The organism is Mesorhizobium sp. WSM4310 (genome assembly GCF_007003935.1).
Lineage (GTDB): Bacteria > Pseudomonadota > Alphaproteobacteria > Rhizobiales > Rhizobiaceae > Mesorhizobium.
This window is the reverse complement of record NZ_VFTA01000022.1, coordinates 66,709-91,875: the sequence shown is the minus strand read 5'-3', so window position 1 is coordinate 91,875 and position 25,167 is coordinate 66,709. Positions and strand designations below refer to the sequence as shown.

Annotated in this window: 15 protein-coding genes, 1 tRNA gene and 1 pseudogene; 5 read left to right on the top strand and 12 right to left on the bottom strand. The window is 62.4% G+C overall.

The features are described from left to right. Positions 1-9 precede the first annotated feature (9 nt). From FJV80_RS22435 to FJV80_RS22420, 4 genes are all read right to left on the bottom strand, one after another. Positions 10-1,149, bottom strand: a complete 1,140-nt coding sequence (locus FJV80_RS22435) for an ABC transporter permease (RefSeq protein WP_095775277.1) — start codon at positions 1,147-1,149, stop codon at positions 10-12. Next, positions 1,150-2,157 (bottom strand): ABC transporter permease, encoded by a 1,008-nt coding sequence (locus tag FJV80_RS22430; RefSeq protein ID WP_095775276.1) that lies wholly within the window; start codon positions 2,155-2,157, stop codon positions 1,150-1,152. 116 nt (positions 2,158-2,273) lie between these two features. Then, the gene (locus FJV80_RS22425; RefSeq protein ID WP_095775323.1) at positions 2,274-4,355 is read right to left on the bottom strand and encodes an ABC transporter substrate-binding protein; all 2,082 of its coding nucleotides are present in this window, start codon (positions 4,353-4,355) and stop codon (positions 2,274-2,276) included. Positions 4,356-4,454: 99 nt separating this feature from the next. Further along, positions 4,455-5,921: an alpha-glucosidase/alpha-galactosidase gene (locus FJV80_RS22420; protein WP_095775275.1), complete on the bottom strand. Its 1,467-nt coding sequence runs from the start codon at positions 5,919-5,921 to the stop codon at positions 4,455-4,457. Between the two features lie 215 nt (positions 5,922-6,136). Between FJV80_RS22420 and FJV80_RS22415 the strand changes: the two genes are divergently transcribed. Further along, positions 6,137-7,045 carry an AraC family transcriptional regulator gene (locus FJV80_RS22415; protein WP_185975249.1) on the top strand — a complete coding sequence of 303 codons (909 nt, stop codon included), beginning with the start codon at positions 6,137-6,139 and terminating at the stop codon, positions 7,043-7,045. A 22-nt stretch (positions 7,046-7,067) separates the two neighbouring features. Here the strand turns inward: FJV80_RS22415 and FJV80_RS22410 are convergent, their stop codons facing one another. The 5 genes from FJV80_RS22410 to FJV80_RS22390 all read right to left on the bottom strand — a co-directional run bounded on the left by FJV80_RS22410 (position 7,068) and on the right by FJV80_RS22390 (position 13,279). Further along, the gene (locus FJV80_RS22410; RefSeq protein ID WP_095775274.1) at positions 7,068-9,095 is read right to left on the bottom strand and encodes an aldo/keto reductase; all 2,028 of its coding nucleotides are present in this window, start codon (positions 9,093-9,095) and stop codon (positions 7,068-7,070) included. A 36-nt stretch (positions 9,096-9,131) separates the two neighbouring features. Then, positions 9,132-10,211 (bottom strand): sn-glycerol-3-phosphate ABC transporter ATP-binding protein UgpC, encoded by a 1,080-nt coding sequence (gene ugpC, locus FJV80_RS22405; protein ID WP_142877444.1) that lies wholly within the window; start codon positions 10,209-10,211, stop codon positions 9,132-9,134. Between the two features lie 8 nt (positions 10,212-10,219). After that, the gene (locus FJV80_RS22400) at positions 10,220-11,056 is read right to left on the bottom strand and encodes a carbohydrate ABC transporter permease (RefSeq protein ID WP_019860421.1); all 837 of its coding nucleotides are present in this window, start codon (positions 11,054-11,056) and stop codon (positions 10,220-10,222) included. After that, positions 11,053-11,913 (bottom strand): sugar ABC transporter permease, encoded by an 861-nt coding sequence (locus FJV80_RS22395; RefSeq protein ID WP_095775271.1) that lies wholly within the window; start codon positions 11,911-11,913, stop codon positions 11,053-11,055. The genes FJV80_RS22400 and FJV80_RS22395 overlap by 4 nt, the downstream gene beginning before the upstream one ends. A gap of 94 nt (positions 11,914-12,007) precedes the next feature. Next, on the bottom strand, positions 12,008-13,279 hold the full coding sequence (locus FJV80_RS22390) for an ABC transporter substrate-binding protein (protein ID WP_095793813.1): 1,272 nt from the start codon (positions 13,277-13,279) through the stop codon (positions 12,008-12,010). 104 nt (positions 13,280-13,383) lie between these two features. On the opposite strand from FJV80_RS22390, the gene FJV80_RS22385 reads away from it, so the two are divergent. The 3 genes and pseudogenes from FJV80_RS22385 to FJV80_RS22370 form a co-directional block, all read left to right on the top strand. Further along, positions 13,384-14,256: a helix-turn-helix domain-containing protein gene (locus tag FJV80_RS22385; protein ID WP_095793814.1), complete on the top strand. Its 873-nt coding sequence runs from the start codon at positions 13,384-13,386 to the stop codon at positions 14,254-14,256. 272 nt (positions 14,257-14,528) lie between these two features. Then, positions 14,529-14,604: transfer RNA gene (locus tag FJV80_RS22380), tRNA-Phe, on the top strand. A 590-nt stretch (positions 14,605-15,194) separates the two neighbouring features. Beyond that, positions 15,195-15,414: pseudogene (locus FJV80_RS22370) on the top strand (integrase core domain-containing protein); the annotation flags it as partial. 328 nt (positions 15,415-15,742) lie between these two features. Here the strand turns inward: FJV80_RS22370 and FJV80_RS22365 are convergent. Further along, positions 15,743-18,037, bottom strand: coding sequence for a mechanosensitive ion channel family protein (locus FJV80_RS22365; RefSeq protein WP_246689012.1), 2,295 nt, complete (start codon positions 18,035-18,037; stop codon positions 15,743-15,745). Between the two features lie 399 nt (positions 18,038-18,436). Here FJV80_RS22365 and FJV80_RS22360 point away from each other — a divergent pair, with 399 nt between their 5' ends. Continuing rightward, positions 18,437-20,662 (top strand): SAM-dependent methyltransferase, encoded by a 2,226-nt coding sequence (locus tag FJV80_RS22360; RefSeq protein WP_246689011.1) that lies wholly within the window; start codon positions 18,437-18,439, stop codon positions 20,660-20,662. Positions 20,663-20,968: 306 nt separating this feature from the next. Here the strand turns inward: FJV80_RS22360 and FJV80_RS22355 are convergent, their stop codons facing one another. Together FJV80_RS22355 and FJV80_RS22350 are read right to left on the bottom strand one after the other, a co-directional pair. Further along, entirely contained in the window at positions 20,969-21,649 is a 681-nt protein-coding gene (locus tag FJV80_RS22355) for a redoxin domain-containing protein (protein WP_095775253.1), read from the bottom strand. A 17-nt stretch (positions 21,650-21,666) separates the two neighbouring features. Then, complete coding sequence (locus FJV80_RS22350) at positions 21,667-24,963, bottom strand: adenylate/guanylate cyclase domain-containing protein (RefSeq protein WP_142877443.1); 3,297 nt, start codon at positions 24,961-24,963, stop codon at positions 21,667-21,669. Positions 24,964-25,167: the final 204 nt, after the last annotated feature.

Below are 25,167 nucleotides of genomic sequence, written 5' to 3'. Positions count from 1 at the left end.
CCAGCCACCTCAATACGGATCGACGGCGTCACGCAGGCCGTCGCCCAGCGCGTTGAAGGCAAAAACGGTGGCAAGCACGAAACCGACCGGCGACAGGATCCAGGGATAGGTGCCGATGACGGAATAGGTCGCGGTGTCCTGCAGCATCAGGCCCCACGAGATCAGCGGCGGCTTGACCGCGAAGCCGAGGAACCCGAGGAAGGATTCGAGCAGCACCACCGTCGGGATCGCCAAGGTGACGGCGACGATCACGTGGCTCATCACATTGGGCAAGATGTGCTGCAGGACGATGCGCCGGTCGGTGGCGCCGACCGCCATGGCGGCGCGCACATATTCGATGCGCGCCAGCGCCAGCGTCTTGCCGCGCACCTCGCGCGACATCTGCGCCCAGCCCAGCGCCGACATGACGATGATGACGAAGGCGAGGAAAACGTTGGTCGGCGCGGTGACGGGGATCAGCGTCGTCAGCGCCAGATAGAGCGGCAGCTGCGGGAAGGCCAGCACCAGTTCGACGAAGCGCTGCATCCAGACGTCGAACCGGCCACCGAAATAGCCGGAAACCATGCCGACGGTGGTGCCGATGACGGTGATGATGAAGACGACGGTCAGCGCGATCATCAGCGAGACCCGCGAGCCGTGGATGGCGCGCGACAGCACATCGCGGCCGAACTTGTCGGTGCCGAGGAAATGTACAGGCTGGCCGTCCGTCGAAGCAAAGAAATGCCGGTCCGCCGGGATCAGCCCGAAGAGCTTGTAGGGCGCGCCCTCGACGAAGAAGCCAAGCAGCCTCGGATGGTCGTAGTCGGGGCCGACGACGGGCTGGAAGGTGACCGGATCGAGATCGGCCGAATCGGCCAGCGCATAGACCCGCGGCCGCGCGACGAAATTGCCGTCCTTGTCGTGGAAGGAAGGCAGTTGCGGCGGGGCGAAGCCGACATCGGTCGCCTTCGGATCCATCGGCGCCAGGAATTCGGCGAACACAGCCATCACCAGCAGCAGCACGACGAGCCAAAGCCCGGCCATGCCGGTCCAGGAGCGCTTCAGCCGGCGCCAGACGAGCGCGACATAGCTCTCATTGCCGCGCGCCGGTTTGGCGACGATGGGTCCTTCGGCCGGCAGCGGCGGGGGTGATGGATCGCGGGCAAGCATCTAGCTCTCTCCGTATTGGCGGATGCGCGGGTCGAGCAGGACGAGCAGCATGTCGGCGATGATGTTGCCGACGATCAGCGTCGCCGACAGCACCATCATGAAGGTAGCGGTGACATAGACGTCGCCGACCGCCATCGAACCGACGATCGCCGGGCCGACGGTCGGCAACGCGAAGATGATCGCCGTCTCGATCTCGCCGGTGAGCATGTAGGGCAACACCACGCCCTGATACATGACGAGGGGATGCAGTGCATTGGGCACGGCATGGCGCATGACGACAGCGCTGCCGGTCAGACCCTTGGCTCTCGCCGTCTCGACATATTGCGCGTTGAGCGTATCCAGCAGATTGCCGCGCATGACGCGCATATTGTAGGCGAGGCCGCCGAAAGTGGCGATCGCCACGACCGGCCAGACATGCTTGACCAGGTCGACGAACTTCGCCCACGACCACGGCGCGCCGCCAAATTGCGGCGAGAAGAATGAGCCGATTTCCGACACGTTGAACTGGAAGACGAGGAGATAGACGATGATCAGCGCCATCAGGAAGCGCGGCACGGTCATGCCGAGGAAGGAGATGGCCGAGAGCGTCGAGTCGATCCAGGTGTATTGCCTTGTCGCCGCCCATATGCCGAAGGTGATGCCCAGCACCGAGGCCAGCAGATGACAGACCAGCGCCAGGAGCAGCGTGCGCGGCAGGCGCTCGCCGACGACATCGGCCACCGGCTTGTTGTAGTAGAGGCTGTAACCGAAATCGCCGCGGGTGATGATGCCGCCGATCCAGTTGAGATACTGGACGGGCAGCGGCTTATCGAGGCCGTGTTCGACGCGGTAGGCCTGCGCCTGTGCATCGGCCTCGGCGAAGGACGCGCCACCCTGGTTGATCAGCTGCGAACGGATGTAGTCGGCATAGTCGCCGGGCGGCGCCTGGATGATGGCGAAGGTGACGAGGCTCAGGATTGCGAGGACCGGAATTGCCGACGCTATGCGCATAGCCAAGAATCGCAGCATGGACGGTCGGCTTCCTCATTTCGCCGGACGCTCCCATTGAGGGTCGTTCGGAGGGTTGGTCTGTCCCCGCCCCCCCCCCCCCGCGACCGGGTCTCTCTTGGTCAGGGGAGGTAAACTTACATCGGGCCCTTGTCCCCGGGCTTGCCGGGAAGCTCCTGCGGGAACAATTCGTATTTCGCCTGCTTGCCGGCCGCGACGAAGACGCGTTCGCGGACAATCGAATCCTCGGCCCAGTTGAACATGAAGATCGGCGTGCCCTGCGGAATGTTCGAGAAGCGCTTGTTGACGATCAGCGCGCCGGGATATTCCGTCAGGCCGACATTGTAGACGTGTTCGGTCGAGATCTTCTGGAACTCTTTCATCAGACTGGCGCGTTTGTCGTTGTCCTCTGACGCGACGAACTTGTTGACGATGTCGACGAGGTCTTTTTCGAAAGGCATCAGGTCGACCTCGCCGCTTTCCGGCGCACGGTGATTCCAGCTGGTTTTCGGGCCGACGGGCGCAAGCTGTTCGGTGTTCTGCACGACCGAGGTCAGTTCCTGGTCGTTGCGCCGGATCAGCCAGTCGAAACGGCCGGAATATTGCGAGGCGTCGCGCTGGGTTCCGTTGAGGCCGTTCAGCACGACCCTCAAGCCCAGCTTTTCCATTTGCGCGACGACACCTTCGGCAAGGCTTTTGTCGGTGCCGTAGTCGTTGTTGACCAGCATCACGATCTCGACGTTCTTGCCGCCGGCGGTGCCGGCCGGGAAGTTCACGAAACCGTCGCCGTCGGTGTCCTTGAGGCCGGCCTTGGCAAGTTCGGCCTTGGCGCCCGCGAGGTCGAACGGATAGTAGACGGTCGACTTGCGGTCATAGAAGCTGGTGCCCGAGGAGAAGCCGCCGGGATAGATGGCGGTGAACGGCCCCTTGACCAAGGAGGCGCCCAGCGCCTTGCGGTCGAGCGCCATGGTAACGGCCTTGCGGAAGTCCTCATTGCGGTTCAGCTCACGAACTGCCTGGCTTCGCTCGTCCGGGTTGCCCCAGCCATTGGCGGAATAGTTCATGCGCAGATTGTAGCCGATGAGGCGTGGACCGAAGGCGAGCCGTGCCGGCGCGTTCGCTTCAGCGGCGCGCTTCAGCGAGGCGACAAAGTTTTCCGGCTGCTCGAGGTTGGAGAAGTCGCCCGAGCCGGCGACGGCCTGGACGTCGCGGTCGGCCCAGGTCGACAGCTTGTATTGCAGTTCGTTGAGATAAGGCAGCTGGTTGCCCTTCTCGTCGACCTTCCAATAGTAGGGGTTGCGGCGCATGACGATGATGTCGTCCGGCCGGTATTCGACCGGAACCCAGGCGCCCATCACCGGCATGTTCATATATTCCGGCGGGAAGGCGTTCTTGAACTGGTCGTAGGTGTTCTTCGAATATTTCGGATGCTGCGGCTTCAGTATGTGCGCGGGGCCTGGGCAGAAGGTGCCGTAGGCCATGGCGTAGAGGTATTGCTTCGGGAAGGCTTCCTTGAACGTCCACTCGACAGTGTAGTCGTCGATCTTCTTCAGCGTCGTGCCGACGCCGAAGGTTTCCGGCGTCGCGCCATTGAGCGGCGAGACGTTCGGGTCGACCACCTCGTCATCCCAATAGAACATGACGTCGTCAGCGTTGAAGGCCACGCCATCGGACCATTTGGCCCCCTCGATCAGATGCATGGTCAGCTTGTGGCCGTCCTTCGACCACTCCCAGCTTTTGGCGAGGTTCGGCAGCGGCTCGGTGTCCTTGGCTTCGACCTGGAACAGCGGCGCCGTGCGCGTCAGGCATTCGGAGAGGCCGATATCGATGCCGCCCCAGCCTTGCGTCTGGCCGGCGCCATAGTTCCAGCCTTCCGGCCGGCCGCCGATGACATGGCGCATGGTGTCGCCATAGACGCCGACGCCGTCAGGCATGTTGGCCGTCTTGAAGACCAGCGGCTCCTTCGGCAGCCTGTCCTTCACCGGCGGCAGCTTGCCGGTCTTCACGTATTTTTCGGTCACCCAATCCGGCTCGTGATATTCCGGCAGGGCCTTGAACTCCAGGATGGAGTCGCGCGCGACGTATTTGATCTTGCCCTCGGCCGGAAAGGTCGCCGGCACGGGCGGGACTGTCGGCTCTGAAGCGAAAGCGTTGAGTGCCGGAACCGAGACGCTCAGCGCCAGTCCGGCGGCAATGCCAATGCTGCGTAGGTTTCTCATAATCTCCTCCCTCATGTTCAGACGTTTTCTGCTGCTCGTCTTCTGCCCGAAACTGGCTGCGGTGGACCTGCCTCCCGTGTGTCCGCCGCGCCCGGATTTTCAGCCGGCCTGTTTGAGCGCGGCTTTTTCGGCACGCAATTCCTCGATCGAGCGCACGTTTCGCCGCGCAGCACCGGCCCATTCACGGGTCTTGACCGCGGATTTCGACAGCCGCTCCTTGGCGGCCGGAACCGCATGCGCATATTGCGGCAGCCATTGAGCCTGGGCGACGACCATCTCGTCCACCATCTGCCAGACTTCCTCCGGCGTCGACACCGCACCGACCAGAGGGTCGTGCAGCACGGCGAGCTTCAGGAGATCGATGTCGCCTGATATCGCGGCATGGACCGACATGCGCTGGACGTTGATCGAGGACATGCAGGTGGCCGCACAGGCTTCCGGCAGCGTGATGCCGGCGGCCATGTTGATGCCGAAACGGTCGACGAAGCCGGGCGACTCGATGATGGCGTCCTGCGGCAAATTGGTGATCACCCCATTGTTCCTGACGTTGAAGTGGCCGCGATAGACGCGGTTGGTCTCCAGCGCCTCCAATATGTGGCTGGCATGCTCGTTGGAGCGCTTTTCCGGATCGATCGGCTTCGACGCCGCTTCGAGGAATTGCGGATACTCCGTCTCGAACCAGTTGCGGGTTTCGGTGGAGTAACGGAGATAGCCGCCGGTCTCGCCATGGATCCAGTCCGACATGTCGATCCAGCGCGTGATCTCGTCGGGGCGCTTACGGTACCATGGCAGGTATTCGGAGAGATGGCCGTTGCTCTCGGTCGAATAGACGCCGAAGCGCTTCAAGACATCGATGCGCAGCTTTTCCTGCTGCGAATAGACCGGATGCGCCTCGAAGGCGGCGATCAGCTCATCCTTGCCGATCCTGCGGCCATTCAGCCGCAAATCGATGAACCAGGTCTGGTGATTGATGCCGGAACAGACATAGTCGAGCTCGTGCCTGGACTTCGCACCCAGCACCTCGGCGATCTGCTCGGCGCCATGCTGGACGCCGTGGCAGAGGCCGACCGTGTCTACCTTGCCGTATTCGATCGCCGCCCAGGTGTTCATGGCCATCGGGTTGGCGTAGTTGAGGAATTTGGCGCCCGTCGCGGCGACCTCACGTATGTCCTTGCAGAAGTCGAGGATCACCGGGATGTTGCGCTGACCATAGAGGATGCCACCGGCGCAGATTGTGTCGCCGACGCACTGGTCGATGCCATATTTCAACGGAATGCGGATGTCGTCGGCATAGGCCCCCAGACCGCCGACCCGCACACAGCTGATGATATAGCGCGCGCCTTCGAGCGCCCTGCGGCGATCGGTTGTCGCCGTCACCCTCGTTGGCAATCCGTTCGCCTCGACGACCTTGTCGAGGATCGCCTTGATCATCCCGAGATTGTGTTCGCTGAGGTCGGTCAGCGCGAATTCGACATCCCTGAATTCGGGCACGCACAGGATGTCCGTGAACAGTTTCTTGGTGAATCCGACACTGCCGGCACCGATGATAGCGATTTTGAAACTCATCTGCCGCACCTCATCCTATTCCAGTGACAGGCCGGGAGTGACAGGGGGCGGGTCGCAGCCACATGCCATGGCATGTGTGCGGGACAAGCCGGATTCCGGCCTGCCAACCTCCTCTGTCCGCTCCTCGCCTGCGGATCTCTCTCGCTTTTCGAGGGGGATTATGCCCTTATTCACGAGCGCGACCAGAGAAGGATTATGCTTTCAAGGGTAATTTTGTGCTACGAGATTTGATCGCCAACGGACAGTCGATGCGCACGATCTCGCTGCCGCGCGGCCGGCAGCGCCTGCATGCCATGCCGACAAGCACCGGCTATGAGGTGCGCGAGGACGAGATCTATGACTGGGACGGACGCAAACGCGGCCAGACGCCGTTCACCGTGCTCCAGCACACGATCAGCGGCACCGGCCGGCTGCGCTACGAGAACCGCAACTACCGCCTGCAGGAGAACGACACGCTGCTGGTGCTGGTGCCGCACAACCACCGCTATTGGCTGGCGAGCGACGAGCGCTGGGAATATTTCTGGATCTCGATGAACGGCGAGGAGGCGCTGCGCATCCACAAGTCGATCCTCAGCATCTCCGGTCCGGTGTTCCGGCTTAAGCCGGCTACGATCGACCACCTTGCCGATTGCAGCCTGCGCCTCATCAAGGGGGCGGCCTCAGCGGGTGCCGCGTCCGCTATCGCTTACGAGGCGGCGATGGCGCTCTATGACGATGTCTTCGGCTCGCATGCCTTTGCCGAAAAACAGAGCGCCATGCAACCGGTCATCGACCATATCAACGCCAATCTCGACAAGCCGCTGCCGGTGGCGGAGCTCGTCCAGATCAGCGGCCTCAGCCGGGCTCATTTCTCGCGCTGCTTCGCCGAGAGCGAAGGCCTGCCGCCCGCTGAATTCGTGCTGCAGCAGCGCCTGCAGCGGGCGGCGAAGCTGTTGACCAAGGCGGACTTCCTGCCGGTGAAGGAAGTCGCCATCCTGTGCGGCTTCGAGGATGCGAACTATTTTTCGAAGGTCTTCCGCCGCCTCTACGGCACCACGCCCAGCCAGTTCCGCACCACGGGCATGTATGCCAGTCTGCGAACGCCGGCCAGGCGCGGCGTCAGGGTGTCGGACGACGAGACCTGATGCCGCTTTGAGGCCTGTTCCATCAGGCCGCGTGCAGGCTGCCGCCGTCCAGCCACTCGAGATCGGCAGGCGAAAGGGCGATGTCCAGCGCCCGCAGACTGTCCTCCAGCTCGCCCAGCGTGCGCGGCCCGATCAGCGGAACCGACGGGAAAGGCTGGTTGAGCACATAGGCCAGCGCAACATGGATCGGGCTCTTGCGCAGCCGCGCGGCGAGCTCGATGGCGCGGTCGCGGCGGCCGAAATTGCGCTCCGAATACCAGACCCGCACCAGTTCCTCGCTGTCGTGCCTGTCGCGCCCGGCGCGCTCGGTGAAGAAGCCACGGCCCTGGCTCGACCAGGCGAAATTCGGCATCTGCCTGGATGTCAGCCAGGCCTTCCAGTCGTCGGTGGAAGAGGCGACACAACCCGCCCAGATCGGCTCCAGCATTTCGGCCAGCGAAAAATTGTTGGAAAGCGCGCCGGGCTTCTGCTTGCCGGTGCGCTCGGCATAGGCAATCGCCTCGTCCATGCGCTGCATCGTCCAGTTCGAGCCGCCGAACGGGCCACGGATGCGACCGGCCTTCACCTCACGGTCCATGGCATCGACGAACTCGCCGACCGGCACATCCGGATTGTCGCGGTGCATGAAATAGATGTCGACATGATCGGTCTGCAGGCGATCGAGCGACTGGGCAAGCTGCTTGCCGATCACGTCGGGATAGCAGAGCGGAGAATGCGCGCCCTTGGCGATGATCACCGACTGCTCGCGCACGCCGCGGCTCTGCAACCACTGGCCAAGCAGTGTCTCGGTGTAGCCGCCACCGTAGACATAGCCGGTGTCGAAGAGATTGCCGCCGGCCTCGAAGAAGGCATCGAGCAGGATCGAGCCCGAGGAGAACGTGCGGAAATCCTCGAAGCCGAGCGCCACCACCGATGCCGGCTTCGCCAGGCCCGGAATGGCGCGCTTGCCGATCGCCGTGCCGCCCGACCGCAGAGGCCGGCCGGAGATGGTGCTGGTGCGCAGCGGGGCCTTTTCGATTTCGTACTCCAGTCCAACGGCAGCGCGCCATCTGTCGAGCACGCGCAAGGTGCCGAGACTGTCGGCCCAATCCATGCCCGGCCAGGCGAACTCCTGCCGGCCGGCAAGGATGGCCTCGCCGGCGCCGTCGACCTCGAAGGAATAGACATGGCGCTTTTCATCGACGCTGATCGTCTCGCGCGACCCGTCGGCGCCGATCACGTCGATCCGGCCGAGGCCGACATCGCGATTTCCGCCGGCGAACCAGAAGTCCGGCACTTCGATGCGGCCCTTGGTGCCGAGGATGCGCAGCACATTGTCCTGGTTCAGCGAGATGCTGCAGGAAACCTCGGCGACGATGCCTCCGGGAAAATGCAGCAGCGCCGAGGCCCATTCGTCGACGCCGGACTGGCCAAGATGAGCGGTACCAACCACCTTGTCGGGCTCGGCGAAAGGTTGTCCCGATGCCGCCCCGGCAATCAGCCGCGCCATCGAGACGGTATAGCCGCCGACGTCCAGTATGCCGCCGCCGGCGGAATCATTGGCATAGAGACGGTGTTCCGGCATGAAGCCCGGCATGGCGAAGCCGAAGCTCGACTTGATCATCCTGACCTCGCCGATGACGCCCGACCTGATCAGTTCCACCAGCTTCAGAGTCTGCGGGTGCAGCCGGTACATGAAGGCTTCGCCGAGAAAAGTGCCGGCCTTGCGCGCGGCATGGAACATGGCGTCGGCCTCGAAGGCGGTCAGTGCCAGCGGCTTTTCGCACAGCACGTGCTTGCCCGCTTCCGCAGCCCGGATCGCCCATTGCGCGTGGCCGGGATGCGGGATCGCAATGTAGACGGCATCGATGTCGGGATCCGCAAGCAGCGCTTCATAACCGTGGACGATGCGGGCGCCGGGAAATTTCCCGGCAAGGCCCGGCTTGTCGGGATTGCGCGCGCCGATGGCTACCAGTTTTCCGGTGCGCGAAGCGGCCAGGCCGCCGGCGAACGCCTGGGCGATGCTGCCCGGGCCGAGAATGCCCCAGCGAATGGGCGTGGTTGCGGTCATTGTCATTCTCCTTGAAGGCTGGAAGGGGGCAGCCGGTCAGCGCAGCCGCAGCCCTTTTTCGTCGAACAGGTAGGATTTGCGGATGGAAACGGTGACCTCGGACGTCGTGGGAACCTTCGCCGCGTCGCGTTGGATCACCACGTCTTCGCCATGGGCCGTTCGGGCGTAGAGAAAGCTCGTGCCACCGAGATGCTCGACCACGTCGATGGCGACGACAAGGTCGGTGCCACCTTCTCCGGCACTGCCGAAATGCTCGGGCCGCACACCTACGATAACCTTGCTGCCCGCTTCCGGCGCGGCGCCGGCCAGCGGCTGGGTGATACGGGTTTTCTCCTGGCCCGCAAGCTCGACCACGACCCCACGCGCATCGTGCCCGACGATTTGCGCCTTGATGAAGTTCATTTTCGGCGAGCCGACAAAGCCGGCCACGAACAGATTGTCGGGATCGTCATAGAGATCGAGCGGCCGGCCGATCTGCTCGATATGCCCGGCGCGCAGCACGACGATCCGGTCGGCGAGCGTCATCGCCTCGGTCTGGTCGTGCGTGACGTAGATCATCGTGGCGCCGAGTTCCTTGTGCAGGCGCGAGATCTCGACGCGCATCTGGACGCGCAGTTCGGCGTCGAGATTGGACAGCGGCTCGTCGAACAGGAACACTTGCGGCTCGCGCACGATGGCGCGGCCGATGGCAACGCGCTGGCGTTGGCCGCCGGAGAGTTTCTTCGGGCGCCGGTCCATCAATTCGCTGATGCGCAGGATCTCGGCCGCGCGCTTCACCCGCCGGTCGGTGTCGGCCTTGGGATTGCCGGTCATGCGCAGCCCGAAGGAGAGGTTTTGCTCGACGGTCATATGCGGATAGAGCGCATAGGACTGGAACACCATGGCGATGCCTCGATCGGCCGGCTCGACATCGTTGACCAGTTTGCCGCCGATGGCAATCTCGCCGCCGCTGATGTCCTCGAGCCCGGCGATCATCCTGAGCAGGGTCGACTTGCCGCAGCCGGACGGACCGACGAAGACGACGAACTCGCCGTGCCTGATGTCGATGTTGGCGCCATGGACGACTTCGAAGACGCCGAAGCGCTTGACCACATTGCTCAGCGTAACGGTTGCCATGCTGCCTCTTACTTGACTGCGCCGGCGGCGATGCCGGCGATGAAATGGCGCTGCAGGAGCACGAAGACGATCAGCATCGGCACGGTGAGCATCACGGCCCCTGCCATGATGCCGCCCCACGACACTTTGGTGAGGCCGATCAGCGTGCCGAGCGCCACCGGCGCCGTCATCGAACCCGGCTGGCTGTTGATCAAAAGCGGCCAGAGGTAATTGTTCCAGGAGGCAAGGAACAGGATGATGGCGAGTGCGGCCAGCATCGGCCGCGCCAGCGGCAGCGCGACGAAGAGGAAGATGCGCCACTCCTTCACGCCTTCGACACGGGCGGCGTCGAACAGATCATCCGGCATCATCGAAAAGCTTTGCCGCATGAACAGCACGCCGAGCGAATTGAAGAGCGGCGGCACGATCAGCGCCACCCAGGTGTTGGCGAGTTGGAAGTCGCGCGCCACCATGATGAATTGCGGGATCAGCACCACCGCATAGGGCAGCGTGATGGTGCCGAAGATGATCCCGACGACCACGCCTTTGCCGAAGAACTGGTAGCGGGCCAGCGCCCAGCCGGCCATCGACGTCAACAGCACCGACAGGAAGGTGTAGGTCACCGCCACCGAGACGGAGATGCCGATGGCGCCGACGAAATTGGTGTCGCGCTGCAGATTGTTGAAATTGTCGACGAAATTGCCGTGCGGCAAAAGCTCGATGCCAGGGCTGAAGATGCCGTTGTCGGGCATGGTCGAGAACACCACCATCATCCACAGCGGGAACAGCCAGATCAGCGCCAGCGGGGTGAGGAAAAGATGCAGCGCGATGCTGCGCCTCAGGCGGGCGGAGGAGAGCGAACTCATTGCTTTTCCCTCGTCAGCCACAGTTGCACCAGCGTGATCGCGATCGCCAGCGCCGCCATGGTGTAGGCGACGGCCGAGGCATAGCCGAAATTGAGCGAGCGGAACCCCTGGCGGTAGAGCAGCAGGCCGAGCGTCTCGGTGCCGCCGCCCGGCCCGCCGCGCTCGGTGATCAGGAAGGGCTCGGTGAACAATTGCATGGTGCCGATGATCGACAGCACCAGGCAGAACACGATGACCGGTTTCAAGAGCGGCAAGGTGATGTAGAAGAACTGCTTGAGCTTGCTGACGCGGTCGAGCGTCGCCGCCTCGTAGACATCCTCGGGGATGGATTGCATGCCGGCCAGAAGGATGATGGCGTTGTAGCCGGCCCAGCGCCAGGTGACCGCGATCATGATCAGCGCCATGGCCGGCGTGACATTGGAGAACCAGTCGACCTTAGGGAGCCCGACGCTGTTCAGCAGCTTGTTGACGATGCCGAAATCGAGGCTGAACATCAGCCGGAACACCGCCGAATAGGCGACCTCGCCGACGACGACCGGAGCGAAGAACGCAAAGCGGTAGAGACCCCTCGCCTTCAAGAGCGGCGAATTCAAAAGCACGGCCATCACCATGGCCAGCGCAATCATCACCGGCACCTGGATGACGAGGATGAGCAGCGTGTTCTTCAGCGCGTTAAAGAAGGCCGGATCGCCGATCAGCCGGCCCCAGTTGAAGCCCGGCGCGAAACGCCAGGGCACGGTGCGTGTCGCCTGGAAGGAGATCATGAACGACGAGATGATCGGCCATACCCAGAAGACGGAGAAGATCAGCAGATAAGGCGCCAGGAAACGATAGGCCGTGGCGTTGCGGTTTCGCATCCTGCTCCTCCTCCCTCATATCCGGTGTTTCAGACAAGCTCGCAGGCGCAGAGTCCGGGCGGCAAGAGCCGTCCCGGACCCCGTCCCTGGGAGGTTATGATTTGACCGGCAATCCGGTCGCCGCCGCGATCTGTTTTGCGGCGTCGTCGAGTGCCGCCTTGGCGTCGGGATAGCCTCCGGCCAGATATTTGGTCTGCACCGCGCGGACGATGATTTCGGCATCGCTCTGGAACTGCGTGCCGCGGCTGGGGACGACCTTGGGCAAGGTGCCCAGAATATCCTTCCATACCGCCTGGCCACCCCAATAGGGCAGGCCTTGGCTGACGTAGGGGTCATCCAGCGCCGAGACCAGCGAAGGGACCAGGCCGAACTCCTTCAGCATGGTGATCTGGCCTTCATTGGTTCCAAGCGTGTATTTCAGGTATTCGTAAGCCGCTTCCTTGTTCTTCGAGGCCGAGGTGATGGCCAGCGACGAGCCGCCGAGATTGGCGGCGCGGGGACCGTCGGCCGTCAGGCTCGGCATCAGATAGACGCCCCATTTGCCGTTCTCGCCGGCTGATTCGGTGCGGATGGTGCCTTCATACCAGCCGCCATACACTTGGGTGGCGACGGTGCCCGCCGTGTTATTGGTGATCTTGGTGCCCCAGTCGGCGGACGACACGATGCCGGCGTCCTTCATCTCCTTGACCTTGGTCAGGGCGTCGACGCATTTGGGTTCGCTGACCGTGATCGACTGGCCGTCCTCGGCGAAATAGGCGCAGCCCTGCTCGTTGGAGATCATGCGGAAGAATTCAGTGTCGCCGTTGAAATCGGCATTGGTCATCGAGACGCCCGGATTGGCGGCCTGGATCTTCTTGCCGGCGGCGATGAAATCGTCCCAGGTCTTGATCGATGCCGGATCCACCCCAGCCTTCTCGTAAAAGTCGCGGCGATAGAAGGCGGCGACCGGGCCGGAATCCCACGGCATGGCATAGGCCTTGTCGCCGACCTCGAGCTCGGTGCGCTTGAAATCGGGGAATTTCTTCTGGTCCTCGGCACTGTAGCCCAGCGTATGCAGGTCCACGAAGCAGTCGGGGAACTGGCTCCAGTAATTCTCGGCTTCGCCATTCTCGATGGTGACGATGTCGGGCAGGCCGACGCCGCCGGCCGCACAGCCGGCGATCGACTTGTCGTAGGTCGGCTGGTTGCCGAGATCCTGAACCGTGACCTTGATGTCGGGATGCAGCTTGTTGAAGCCGGCAACCGTCGCCTTCAGCGACGAAGCGGCGACATTCCAGCTCCAGATGGTGATTTCGCCGGACTGCGCAAAGGCCGGGGCTGAGCCCAGGGCAAGCGCGAGCGCGGCGCAGGTCAGTGTGATGCGCATTGAAATCCTCCCATTTCATTTGCTCTCTCTGCGAGCGTGGCTACACTATTCGGCGCGGAAGGCTTGTCGCCGACAAAGGGAATACGGAATTGGCGGAAAGTAAGATGCCGGAGCGGCCGTTTTACCAGCCAGGGGCCAGCAGCGTGGAAGGCCTGCCGCTGCTCCTGCAGATGTTTCACACCGCTCCGCTGGTGATGCTCAAGCCGCATTGGCATGCCCAGGTCGAGGTGAATTTCATCGTCCGCGGCAGCGTGCACTACCGCATGAACGAGCACGAAATCTCGCTTTCGGCCGGCGAGATGTGCTTCTTCTGGGGTGGCCTGCCGCACCAGATGGACGATCTCAGCGACGACGCCATCTATGCCGGCGCGCATCTGCCGCTGGTGCATTTTTTCCGCCTGCATCTGCCGGCGGACGTGCGCCACCGGCTGATGACGGGTGCGACGCTGGTGACCAGCGCCACCGACCAATCCGACAACGACAATTTCGCCCGTTGGAACAGCTATGCCCGCTCGGGCGATCCGGCCAAGGCCGAGCATGCCGTCAACGAGCTTCTGCTGCGGCTGGAGCGGGTGCGGTTCGAGCCCTACCGGCTGGTGCCCGAGACGGCGGCCGGGCAGGAAGCCGGCAGTGCCTTCGACCAGCAATCCTCCCGCAATGTCGGACGCATGTGCGACTTCATCGCCGAGAATTTCCTCTACGACATCGATTGCATGAACATAGCGGCGGCCGCCGACATCCATCCCAAATACGCCATGAGCCTGTTCAAGAAATCGACCGGCATGACGCTCAACGAATATGTCAACCTTCTGCGGCTGAGCTACGCGCAGGCATTGCTGATGCATCAGGATGCCAACGTGCTGCGCGTCGCCATGGACTCCGGCTTCGGCTCGCTCAGCGCCTTCAACAAATCCTTCCGCAAATTGGCCGGCATGACCCCCTCCGATTTTCGCAGGAGCGTGACCGGCGCCAGGTAGAAGCGACGATCGGTCGCCGCCTTCCGGATCCCGCAGTTGCTGCGGCGCCGGGACGGAGGCAAAAAAGGCCGGAAGGGCCCAGCCCTCGCGCCATAACGGCAATGAAAGCGCCTGAGGAAGCCAGCCTTTCCACAGCCTCGCTTTTCCTGCCGGAAATCGCCACCTAGGCGCTGGACAGGCTAAATTCCCGTGCTATAACCCACGCGCTTTCAAGGGGCGCCCCACGGTGCCTTCATGAAATCCGGTTCACGCGTTTTCGTTTGCCGGAACAGGCCCAGATAGCTCAGTTGGTAGAGCAGCGGACTGAAAATCCGCGTGTCGGTGGTTCGAATCCGCCTCTGGGCACCATTTCCCTTTCCCATAGCTTCTCACAGCATCCCACCAATCAACATAATCAACGCGTTAGCTTGTCTGAGCTGCTCATGCGGACCCGCCGCGTGCCGTTCCAACGCATCGGTTTGTGGGTAACGGTCCAGACGTTCCCCATTGCACGGGAGGTTCGTTACCCATGTCGCGCAGGGAGGAGAAGATCACGGCTCTCATAGAAGCGCGCACTACCTTTGGCTTGATCTCCGAGGAATACGTCAAGCGGATGCAGGAGCGGGACGCCGCAGCGGCCGCCACCAAAACCCAAATGGCTCCTCGAAGACTTGGCCTGCCCGCTCGCCAAACGTCCAATCAAAGAGATCACTCCAGCGGAGATTCTTCAACTTCTCCAGAAGATCGAAAAGAGCGGCCGACGGGAAACCGGCGCGGCGTCTGCGCGGCGTGATCGGCAGTGCCTTCCGGTTGGCGATTGTCACCCTGCGGGCCGAGGGCGACCCGACCCTGCCCTCCGGGGCGCCTCCAGCCGCCTAAGGCCAATGGTCGTGCCGCTATCACGGATGAAAAGAAATTCGGTCAGCTCCTCGTGGCGATCGATGAGTACGATGGCTGGCCGACCATACACGCCCGAGACCAACGGCAAGGCGGAGGCTTCATCCAGACGAGCCTGCGCGAATGGGTTTATGCTCGAGCCTACAACACTTCTCATGAACGCACCGCAGAACTGCCACGATAGCTTCATCGCTACAATTGGCACAGGCCACACGGCAGCTTAAAATCAAGACCGCCTATCAGCCGCCCCGGGCTAACAACCTGTTGAGGTTCCACAGCTAACCAAACGGGGCTTACCGCGGCTGCGACGAAATCGACCGCATCGCAGGGGCGTGATCAAGGTCCACTCACCTGACTTCATATGTGCGCCACAAAGGACTGAATAAATCCGTTCGCTGGCGTTCGGCATCCGTCGGCATATACAGTTTGACACCAACGCCACGTCCAACGGATCTCCGGCATACTGCCGACTGAATATTTCAAAGGACCGTCAGGGCCAGTGAGGTTCGTGACCGCACTTTCTTCGTCTCAATCGATTGAACATAAAGAGTATCCCCTTACGGCCGATGCGCGAAAAGCCGCGTCGTGACCGGCAGGTGTCACAGCCTTCCTACTCCGTTGTGCTGCCTTTCTTTCTGCGCCGATTGATGTGCGATTGCGCGACGGCCATTCGCAGCTCGGGTGTCATCTCCAATGGCGCATTCTCTGCCTCGTGTGGGTTCTGCAGCCCTTGGACGTGGACGGTGGGGAATGGGAGTTCGATGCCCTGCTCCTTGAAGGCTTGGCGGAGGCGTAAAAAGAATCTGCCTTTCATACTGAAGGCGCCTCCCGGTCTGGTTGTGACCTTGACCCTTAATACGATGCCGTACTCGCCGAACTCCTGTACGCCCTGCATCTTGATCGGTTCGATCACCCAGTGTTTGAATTCTGGATCTTCCGCCAGTTCGAGGCCTATCCGCTTGATCAGCTTGCGGGCGAACTCGACATCGGTATCATAGCCAACGGTGATGTTGAACTTGTCGGTGACCCAGTCGCGGCTCTGGTTCTGCACCGCCCCGAGTTCACCGAAAGGTATTGTGAACAGCGGGCCACGATGGTGGCGCAGCTTCACCGAGCGCAGCGAAAAGCTCTCCACCGTACCCCTGTAGCTGCCCGATGAAATGTACTCGCCGACACGAAACGCATCGTCGAGCAGATAAAACACCCCTGAGATCACGTCCTTGACGATGGTTTGTGCCCCAAATCCGACAGCGACGCCAACGACGCCGGCGCCGGCGATCAGCGGGCCGATCTGGATACCGATTGAGGCGAGCATCATCAGCACGGCCATCACGACGATCACTGCAAGCAGAATGTTTTGGATGATCGGCAACAGCGTGCGCAGCCGTGCCTGCTGCGGATCGAGGGTCGGGACGTCCTCGTCGCCGATCACCGCATGCGGTGTTTCAATGCCCAGCTTTCGCTCGATCAAGGCTTTGATGATCGACCACCCGAAATCGGCGGCAAGCGCAATGACCACGACGTTGATCAGGCCGCGCAATATCAGCGTGGTCGTCGGATCGCTGTCCTGCATGGACTGCATGTCCAGACCCCAGACACGCGCGAGAAGGTAAGCCGCCGCCAGGATCAAAATCATCCGGATCCCGCGATCGATGACAGCGATCGTCACCGCCGGAATCGTCGGCCGGCCGGCATCTTCGGATCCTGGCCGCAGGACGAAATTGACCCCGCGCTGCGTCAGCACGATTGCCAACGGCAAGACGAATGCGGTGAAGGTAAACCAGAAGAGTATATAAAGGCCGGCTATGCGCTCCAGGAACAGAACGATGAAATAAGCAGTCAACAGCCATGTCGCTGCCGTGTGACCGTGCCCGCCGTCCCGCCGTGTTCTTGGCCGACGCCAGACGGCGCGCAGAAAGAGCAGCAGCAGGATGAAATCGGCGCCCAGAGACAGGACCATCATTCCGTCCTGATCGATGCCGAGACCCGGCAAGAGGTTAAAGGCGGCGGCGAAGAAGGCGAAGACGCCGACGATCCGCGATAGCCAATAGGACCAATGGTCGGCGGTCTCGTTGGCGATCGGCAAGGCACGAACCTCGACGGCGTTCTCGACATGCATGAAGGAAGGGACAAGCAGGGCTATCACGTACGTGCGCACACCCCATGTAACGACGGCAGCCATCAGAAATGTCAGCACAATCTGGCGGATAAGCATTGGCCAGTCGAACAATATGAACGCGCCGGCGCTGCCCACCGCGAACGAGACGATCAGCAGGCTGGAATAAAGCGTGCGACCACCAATCTTCTTGGCCCGCCCGATGGGCGTATCCTTCGATTGGGCGATAATCCAAAGACGAAATGGGCGGGTGAGTTTGTACGTGGCCCAGGTCAGCGCCAGGCCGGCGGCGATGAAAATCGCAATCAGCAAAAATACGCCGGCTGGCCCCCTGCTGGACATATCCTCCATGGTCGCTTCCCGAACGCGTGCGAACTGGCCTGGCAGCGAGGGTAGAGTTCGCACGATCCGCTCGATATGATGCTTGATCCGATCGAGCGTAGAGGATGCCATCGTATTCATCTGGCCCGGCGCGGCCACCGCGTCGGACGATGCATCGGCCGGCGAAGCTCCTGCCGCGGCGGGCGCTGCCGTTGACCCGGGGGCCTGATTTCGCTGTTCGGCCACCCAGGCCTTCACTGACGGATCGTCGAGAAGCTCGAATAACTGTTTGACCCTTTCAGGCGGGACGGTTGGCGGTGACTGCGCCTGTGTCGGGCCAGCCAATAGGAGGGCGATCCCGAAGACCAGCGGCCTGGCAATCAGGACAAACATCGCCGCCAGATCTTCGAGACGTGGTGCCGGGCGCGCCAGGTCCCTGGCTTCCAATCGTCGAATCATGCGTGGCATCGTGCTGTACCCTTCCGGTCAATCGGCAAGCAACGACATCTATGTCCGCCGTTGCTTCTACCTTGAACAAGCCGATGTTGTGGTGCAAGACATCATCGGTCTGAGCTAGACCCTTGCGCCGGGTACTTGGCGGTGTCTACTAGCCGCAGGGGCAGGGCATTCCGACCTCGGCCTCCGGCCGTTCCATGAACTGGGCATTGGTGATTCTGGGCGCAGAACGCCCGGCATCGGGATCCTAGGCCCATACAACGAGAGCATAATCGCTTGCCATTCAGCCTGTCTCCAGACCTTTTAGCCTTGCCTCTAATTCGCCCCGACCTTGACAGAGCAGCGCTGCCATCCGATGCCGTCGTCCGTTTTTGACATTCGCCGACTCTTGCCGAAGAAGACGAAAGCTCGATGGCTCAGGACAACGCAAACGGCGGTACTGCTACTGAAGCTCTCGCGTGGACTGCGTTGTGGAACGCCGCGTCAGATTGTGGCAGCGGCTCGCGCCCGATCAACCTGCAGTCCCTGCGCGCGCTGCCGGCAGGGCGGAAATGGATGCGCGAGGCCGTCAGGGTGGTCTTCGATGGGCTTATGGTCGGAAGCCTGTCGGCGCCGGCGCAATTGGCTGCCAGATGGGACAAGTTCGGCGGCGCCGTCACCGAGTTGATCGTCGAACTCGGCAAGGTCTGGGGCGATCCCGCAGCGGGTCGCCGCGCCCAGTATCAGCTTGAGCAAATGCTTCTCGACGTCGACGATCTTGCCGCGCGGCGCAGGCTGGCGCGGACACTCGGAATTCGCGTCGACGCTCGCAATCCGACCGCGATCGAACTCCCGGAAGGCATCGATCGAATTTATGCCTATCTGATGATGGACGGCCAGATCGAGGCTGTCGTGCAGTTTGGCGTGCTCGGGACAGTGACAAGAGATCATTGGATTCAGTTGATTCAGAATGTCGTGCCCGCTGAGCGGCTTACAGACGGTACGGCAAGGCTTGCAGTACGATCAACTGTGCCGCAAGAGGGCGTCGGTGCCGACACGTCAAACACGCTTGCACCCGAGGCGTTGCTGTCCACAGCCGAACGCCGGACCGATCCGGAAAGTCACTTCGGCAAACTCGCCCTATTGGCCGCTGCAGCGCGGGAGCTGGTTCGGTCGAGCGCCGAACCAGCACAACCTCCTGCAGCGCCGCGCCGAGCACGGTCCGCGGACAGGAATGATCGCGCGGCGTTCTGGAACAGCTATTTCGCGACCGAGGATCCGTGGAACTACGGCTCGCTCTATGAGCAGGAAAAATATCAGCGGCAGCTCGAAATCCTGCCTGCCGGCCCCATCGGACGGGCGCTTGAGCTGGCCTGCGCGGAGGGCCACTTCACGCGGCAGCTGGCGCCGCGTGTTGGCCATTTGACCGCAACCGACATCTCCGCCATAGCCATCGAGCGGGCCCGTGCGCGATGCAGTGATCAGCCTAACATTGAGTTCGGTGTGCTGGACTTCGCTGCGGACGCCCTGCCGGGTGAGATGGATCTGATCTTCTGTTCGGAAGTGCTCTACTACCTGGATGATCTCGCCGAGTTGCAGCGTATCACTAAAAAATTCGCTGAGGCATTGGCCCCTGGCGGCAGTTTCATCAGCGCACACGCATTCGTGTTACGTGACAATGTTGAAAGGACGGGCTTCGACTGGAACACATTCGGTGCCCAGGCGATCTCGGAGACGCTGGCAGCGACCGAAGGCCTCGTGCTCGAGCAATCGATCCAGACGGAGCTCTACCGCATAGACCGCTTCCTTCGCCTGTCGCAGGGCGATTTGGTAGCGAAACCGATGATCGATCATGTGCCAATCCGCGCGCCTATCGAAATCGGGGTCGCGCGAAATATCATCTGGGGTGGGGCGCGGGCCTTGCGCCGCGACGTCGCGCGCAACGAACGGCGGCAGCGTATCCCTGTCCTCATGTATCATAGCGTCTCCGATGATGGTCCGGCCGCGCTCGCCCGTTTCCGGCTCACGCCCGCCGCATTCGCCAGCCAGATGGCATGGCTGCGCGCCAATGGCTTTCACGCGATTAGTTCAGATCAGTTGGAAGTGTGCATCGCCAAGCGCCAACCATTCGTTGGCCGCCCAGTTCTTATCACCTTCGATGACGGCTTCCAGAATTTTGCCGACCATGCCTGGCCGACCTTGCGCGCGAACGACCTGACCGCGGAAGTGTTCCTGGTGACGGACCTTGTGGGGGAAAGTGCACAGTGGGACGCCCACAACGGTCCGCCGACGCAACTTATGGGAGCGGGGACGGTGCGACGCCTCGCCGCCGAAGGCGCGTTCTTCGGAAGCCACATGGCGACGCATCGCGCGATCGATGGTCTGTCGAGTTCTGACCTGGCCGCCGAGCTCCTGCGCTCTCGTATGTTCATCGAACGGTGGACCGGTCGTCCAACCACGGCGTTCACGGCACCCTTCTCTGTCACCGACGGACGGCTTGGCCGGCTGGCCAGGGAGTGCGGTTATCGGATCGGCTTCGGCGCCAGACACGGGCCGGCGGACCTCGATTGCGATCCCATCGACCTTCCGCGTATCGAGATTCGAGGGGATCGCTCGCTCGATGACTTTGTCGCCACTGTCGAGGCCGTGCTCGAATAAACGGTGAACGTATCAGTGTCATTGCTCCCGCTCACAATAGGCAAGACACAATCGACGAGACGCTCCGCAGCGTGCGCGCCAAGTCTATCGTGCTCTCGACGAGATTATTGCGTTGACGATGGCATTCTAGCGGTTGGAGGGACTGCTGTCGCAGCGCGCCCCAATGATCCACAAAGAAAATCGCCAGTCAGAGGCGATGCAGACAATGCCAGAACCTTACATTCTGGCTCGTCGAGGCCGGTCTAGATTTGTGACAAATTGGTTCCGCTTTTTGCTCAATGTCCCGCCGGTACCGCCTTCGCTAGTCTATTGGGCGACTTGGGACACGGCTGACATCAGCTCCTGCGGGTTTGGCGCCCCAAACATGTATCGCCCCCCCTCTGGAACCTCCGTGAAGCTCCAGCGGACGATCCCCTGCCGGTCCAGCAGGAACTGACCTATCAGTTGTCCGTGTCCGGTCGCCATCATCTGCTCATCGGCTTCGGTCAGTTCGTAGTGGTCCTTGTTGTTGAGGATTTCGCTGGCGGCAAAGGGATCCAAAGGACCGGGCAACTCGCCTGGCATGTCGACCCGCATATCCTTTGCCGCTGCCATCGAGACCTTGTACGGCCAGTTCGTCTCGTTTTCGGTGAATTCGAGATTGGGCAGTCCAAAAGCACGATGTGAAGCGCGTTCAGGGTCCGAGGCCGCAAGCAGATTCGGCATCGGGTGGTAGCGGAAATAGAGACGCGCCCGTTCGATCGGCGTGTTGACCACCGTCAGGCTCCCCACGCCCCTTTCGCGCAACTCCGGATCGAGCCGCGCCTGGGCGGCGATATGGCGCCTGCAAAACGCACAATGCAGACCTCGAAACAGCCCGACCAGCACCGGCTTTTGTCCACGAAAGTCGTCAAGCGCGATCTTGCCTTCCTGGGTAATGGCGTCGAGTACCAAGTTCGGCGCGCGGTCGCCCGGTTGAAGCGGTAACAAGTCAATAGGCGCGGACATTTCAACCTCCCACCCGGCTAGTCGAGAAAAGGCAGCACCACAAGCGTTTCCGGATCCAGCCCGTGCTGGGCGCATGTTCCCTGCGCCAGGGAAAAGTAACGTTCGGCCTCGGCCAGATTGTCGAGGTCGAGATTGAGCGTTGCGAGACCATCATAGCACGGAAACAGCAACTGGGGCTCGCCCGTTTCGCGGGCTACGTCCAGTGCTTCCTCGAACAAGCCAACCGCCAGTTCCGGACGGCCGTTGCACTGGTGGATCTGCCCAAGCACGATCAACGGCACCGGCAGGTGCTCGCGCTGGTCGAGCGCCCGGTCGATCTCGATGGCCTTCTCTGCGGCAGGGATGCCCTCCGTCGGACAGCGATCCGTGAAAGTACAACAAGCGACCGCCAGATTGGCGAGGAGGCGCGCCTGGAAACCCAGATCACCAATATGGCGCGCCACTTCAAGACCGCGCCGACAGACCTCGATCGCCTTTGCCGGATCGATGGTCGTGTAAAGCACGCCGAGATTGGTGTAGCCGCGGCAGGCCGCGCCCAGCAGACCGGCGGCTTCGGCCAATTCAATGCTACGCTCAACCTGCCGCACGGCTTCACGGTCTCGTCCAAGGCGAGCCAGCGCGACAGCCTTGGTATTGAGTGCCTCGGCGGTCACAAGGGTGGCATCGCACCCTGCCTCGGAGGCACGCTCCGTCGTCAGAGCGCCGACGCAATCCAGCGCCGCGTCCGCCCATTTTGCCGCGAGAGCATGATCTCCGCTACGGAACGCCTGTCGGCCACGTTCTTGCCAGAGATGCGCCTGCTCGATCGGGGCATCCGCTCCATCGAGGAGCGCTGCCGCTTCAGCATAGCGGGATTCTGCATTGTCGCGCTTGCCGACGTCCCAGAACAGGCGACCGATCTTGCGCAAAACGCGCGCCGAAGCGACACGATCGGCTGACTCGCGATATGCCTGCAACACCGTCTCGTAATGGCGGTGCGCGATCTCGCGGCGGCCTGCCGGACCGCTCAAATCGGCAATGCGCTCTGCAATTGCCAGTTTGAGCGGTGTCTGCCCGGTCGCGCCCAACGCAGTCAGTGCCCGCTCGTAGAAACGAAGGGCGTCGTCGTTGGCGTAGATCATGCGAGCGTGATCGCCCGCCGCCTGCAGGTAGTGCGCGCCCTTCTCCCGCTCGGCGCTCTGTGCGAAATGATGACCGAGCACGGTCAAATCCTCGAGCCGTTCCGGCTTGTCGCCGCACAGTTTCTCCAAGGCAGCACCGACCCGCCCGTGGATGTCGGTCCGGCGCTGCAAGAGCAGATTCTGGTAGATCACGTCCTGCAGCAATGTTTGCGTAAAGCGGTAGCTTTGCGACGAGACCGAGCCTGATCCGGCAACTTCCTCGATGATTTCGGCATCGCAAAGCAGTTCGCAGCCGGCTTCCAGCCGGCCAGGATCGGCTGTCACGGTTTTCAGAAGTGTGGCATCGAAGCGCGGGCCGATCACCGCGGCTTCCTGGGCCAACCGGCGTACCTCTTGGGGCAGCCGGTCGACGCGGGCGAGCAACATTGCCTGGATCGTGGCGGGGATGCCGGTTGCGACCTCGCCTGCCACAGTCCTCCATCGCTGGCCCTCGCGCACCAGTACACCGCGATCGATAAGGCCGCGAACGATCTCCTCTATAAAAAGGGGGTTGCCGCCCGCGCGCTCGAGGATCTGGTCAAGAAGCCCTCCTGCGGAGTTTACCCAGCTCTCGCCGAAAAGCGCCGCTAACAGGCTGCGTCCGTCATCGCGGCTAAGCGGTGAGAGCCTGAGTGCTGTGTGACTGACCCGACTTGAGTCGAGCTGGCCGTGGTCCGGCTCCGGACGATGCGTGACCAGCAACATCAACCGCGTGCGCTCCAACCTGTCCATCACGAAACGCAGTGCCTCGAGCGACACGGCGTCGGCCCAGTGCAGGTCTTCGACGACAATCAACAGCGGCGACAACGCAAGCCGCCGTTCGATGATTGTGCGGACTGCGTAGAGAATTTGCCGCCGCAGCTGCTCGGGCTCGACATGCTGCAAGGTGGCATCGGGGTCGCCAAGACCAAGCACATGGTAGAGCAAGGGCATCAGCCGCTTCGCCTCCTCGCCCTGCAGGCCGAGATCGGCCAGCAAGCCTGCGAGCTTCCCCCGCATTTCGTCCCCATTGTCGTTCTGCATCATCCCGGCAGCGCTACGCACCACCGCGCCCAAGGCGCCAAATGATCGTTCGCCCAGCGGTGAGCACGTGGCCTGCCGCACGGCGACGTTGCGAAAACGATCCTCGTCGCCGACGCGGGCGACGAACTCCTTCACCAGCCGCGATTTCCCGATACCGGCTTCTCCAACGAGGCGGACAAGTTGGGCCGAGCCACTGCACGCCTGGTCAAGGCTCGCCAGCATTCTATGCAGCTCCGCGTCACGACCTATCATCGGCGCGCTGAGGCCGAGCGCCTCGAGCCCACGCGCCGCACGCGGCGCCGCAAGCGGTGCATCCAGCCGATGGACGAGCACACTGCCGGCCTTGCCGCGAAGCACGACATCACCCAGCGGTTCGTAGGAGAAGGCATGCCGGGTCAGCTTGTGAGTGAGCTCGCCTACCAGCACCTCACCCGGTGCGGCCAGCGATTGCAGGCGTTGCGCCGTATTCACGGTGTCACCGGTAACCGAATAGGATTTGGCGGTGCCGATGCCCAATCCGCCGGTGACGACCGGACCGGTGTTTATGCCGATGTGGAGCAACAGCGGCGAGCCGGAGTTGGGCGCGCTTTCGCCGAGCCGCGCCGTCCGGGCGATCATGTCGAGAGCGGCGCGAAGCGCACGCTCCGGATCGTCCTCATGCGCGACCGGCGCCCCGAACAAGGCAAGCAGTGCGTCGCCGATGAATTTGTCGACGAAACCACCAAAGTTTCGCACGGCCGCCGTCAATTCCTTGAACAGTTCGTTCTGCAGCGCTTGCATCACCTCGGGGTCGAGCTGCTCGCTGAGTGTCGTGAAGCCGCAAAGGTCGGCGAACAGGACCGTTACCGTCCGACGATCGGCCTCTGAGACGGGTTGCAGCCCATCGCCTTCGATGTTCGGAAGCAGCGACGGAATTCGAGAAGGCGGCACAACGGTCCGGCTTGGTGTGGGAGCAGGCCGTTCGACCGCTTTTGCGGGCGCACCGACGCTTGCCCCACATTTCGGACAGAACTCGAAATCAGGTGCGCAGAGGTAGCCGCAACTTGCGCATGGCACCGGTTGGCGCCTGCCGCACCTCGGACAGAAAGCGTATCCGCTCTCAACCTCGAAACCGCAGCCCGAGCAGTCCATCGAAAAGACCTCACTAGCTACCGTGACGGCGTGATCGCGCTACGCACGTCACGGCCAAGGTACTCACAAGGATGAACCGTTAGCCGTCGACCGGCAAGCGGCAGCGCAAATCGGCATCGAGCGATCCGTGTGGCTCCGTGGCAGGGCGCTGCCGATTCGGGCGGCTGCGTCCTTTGCGAAAGTTCCCTCTTCCCCTCTGTCTTC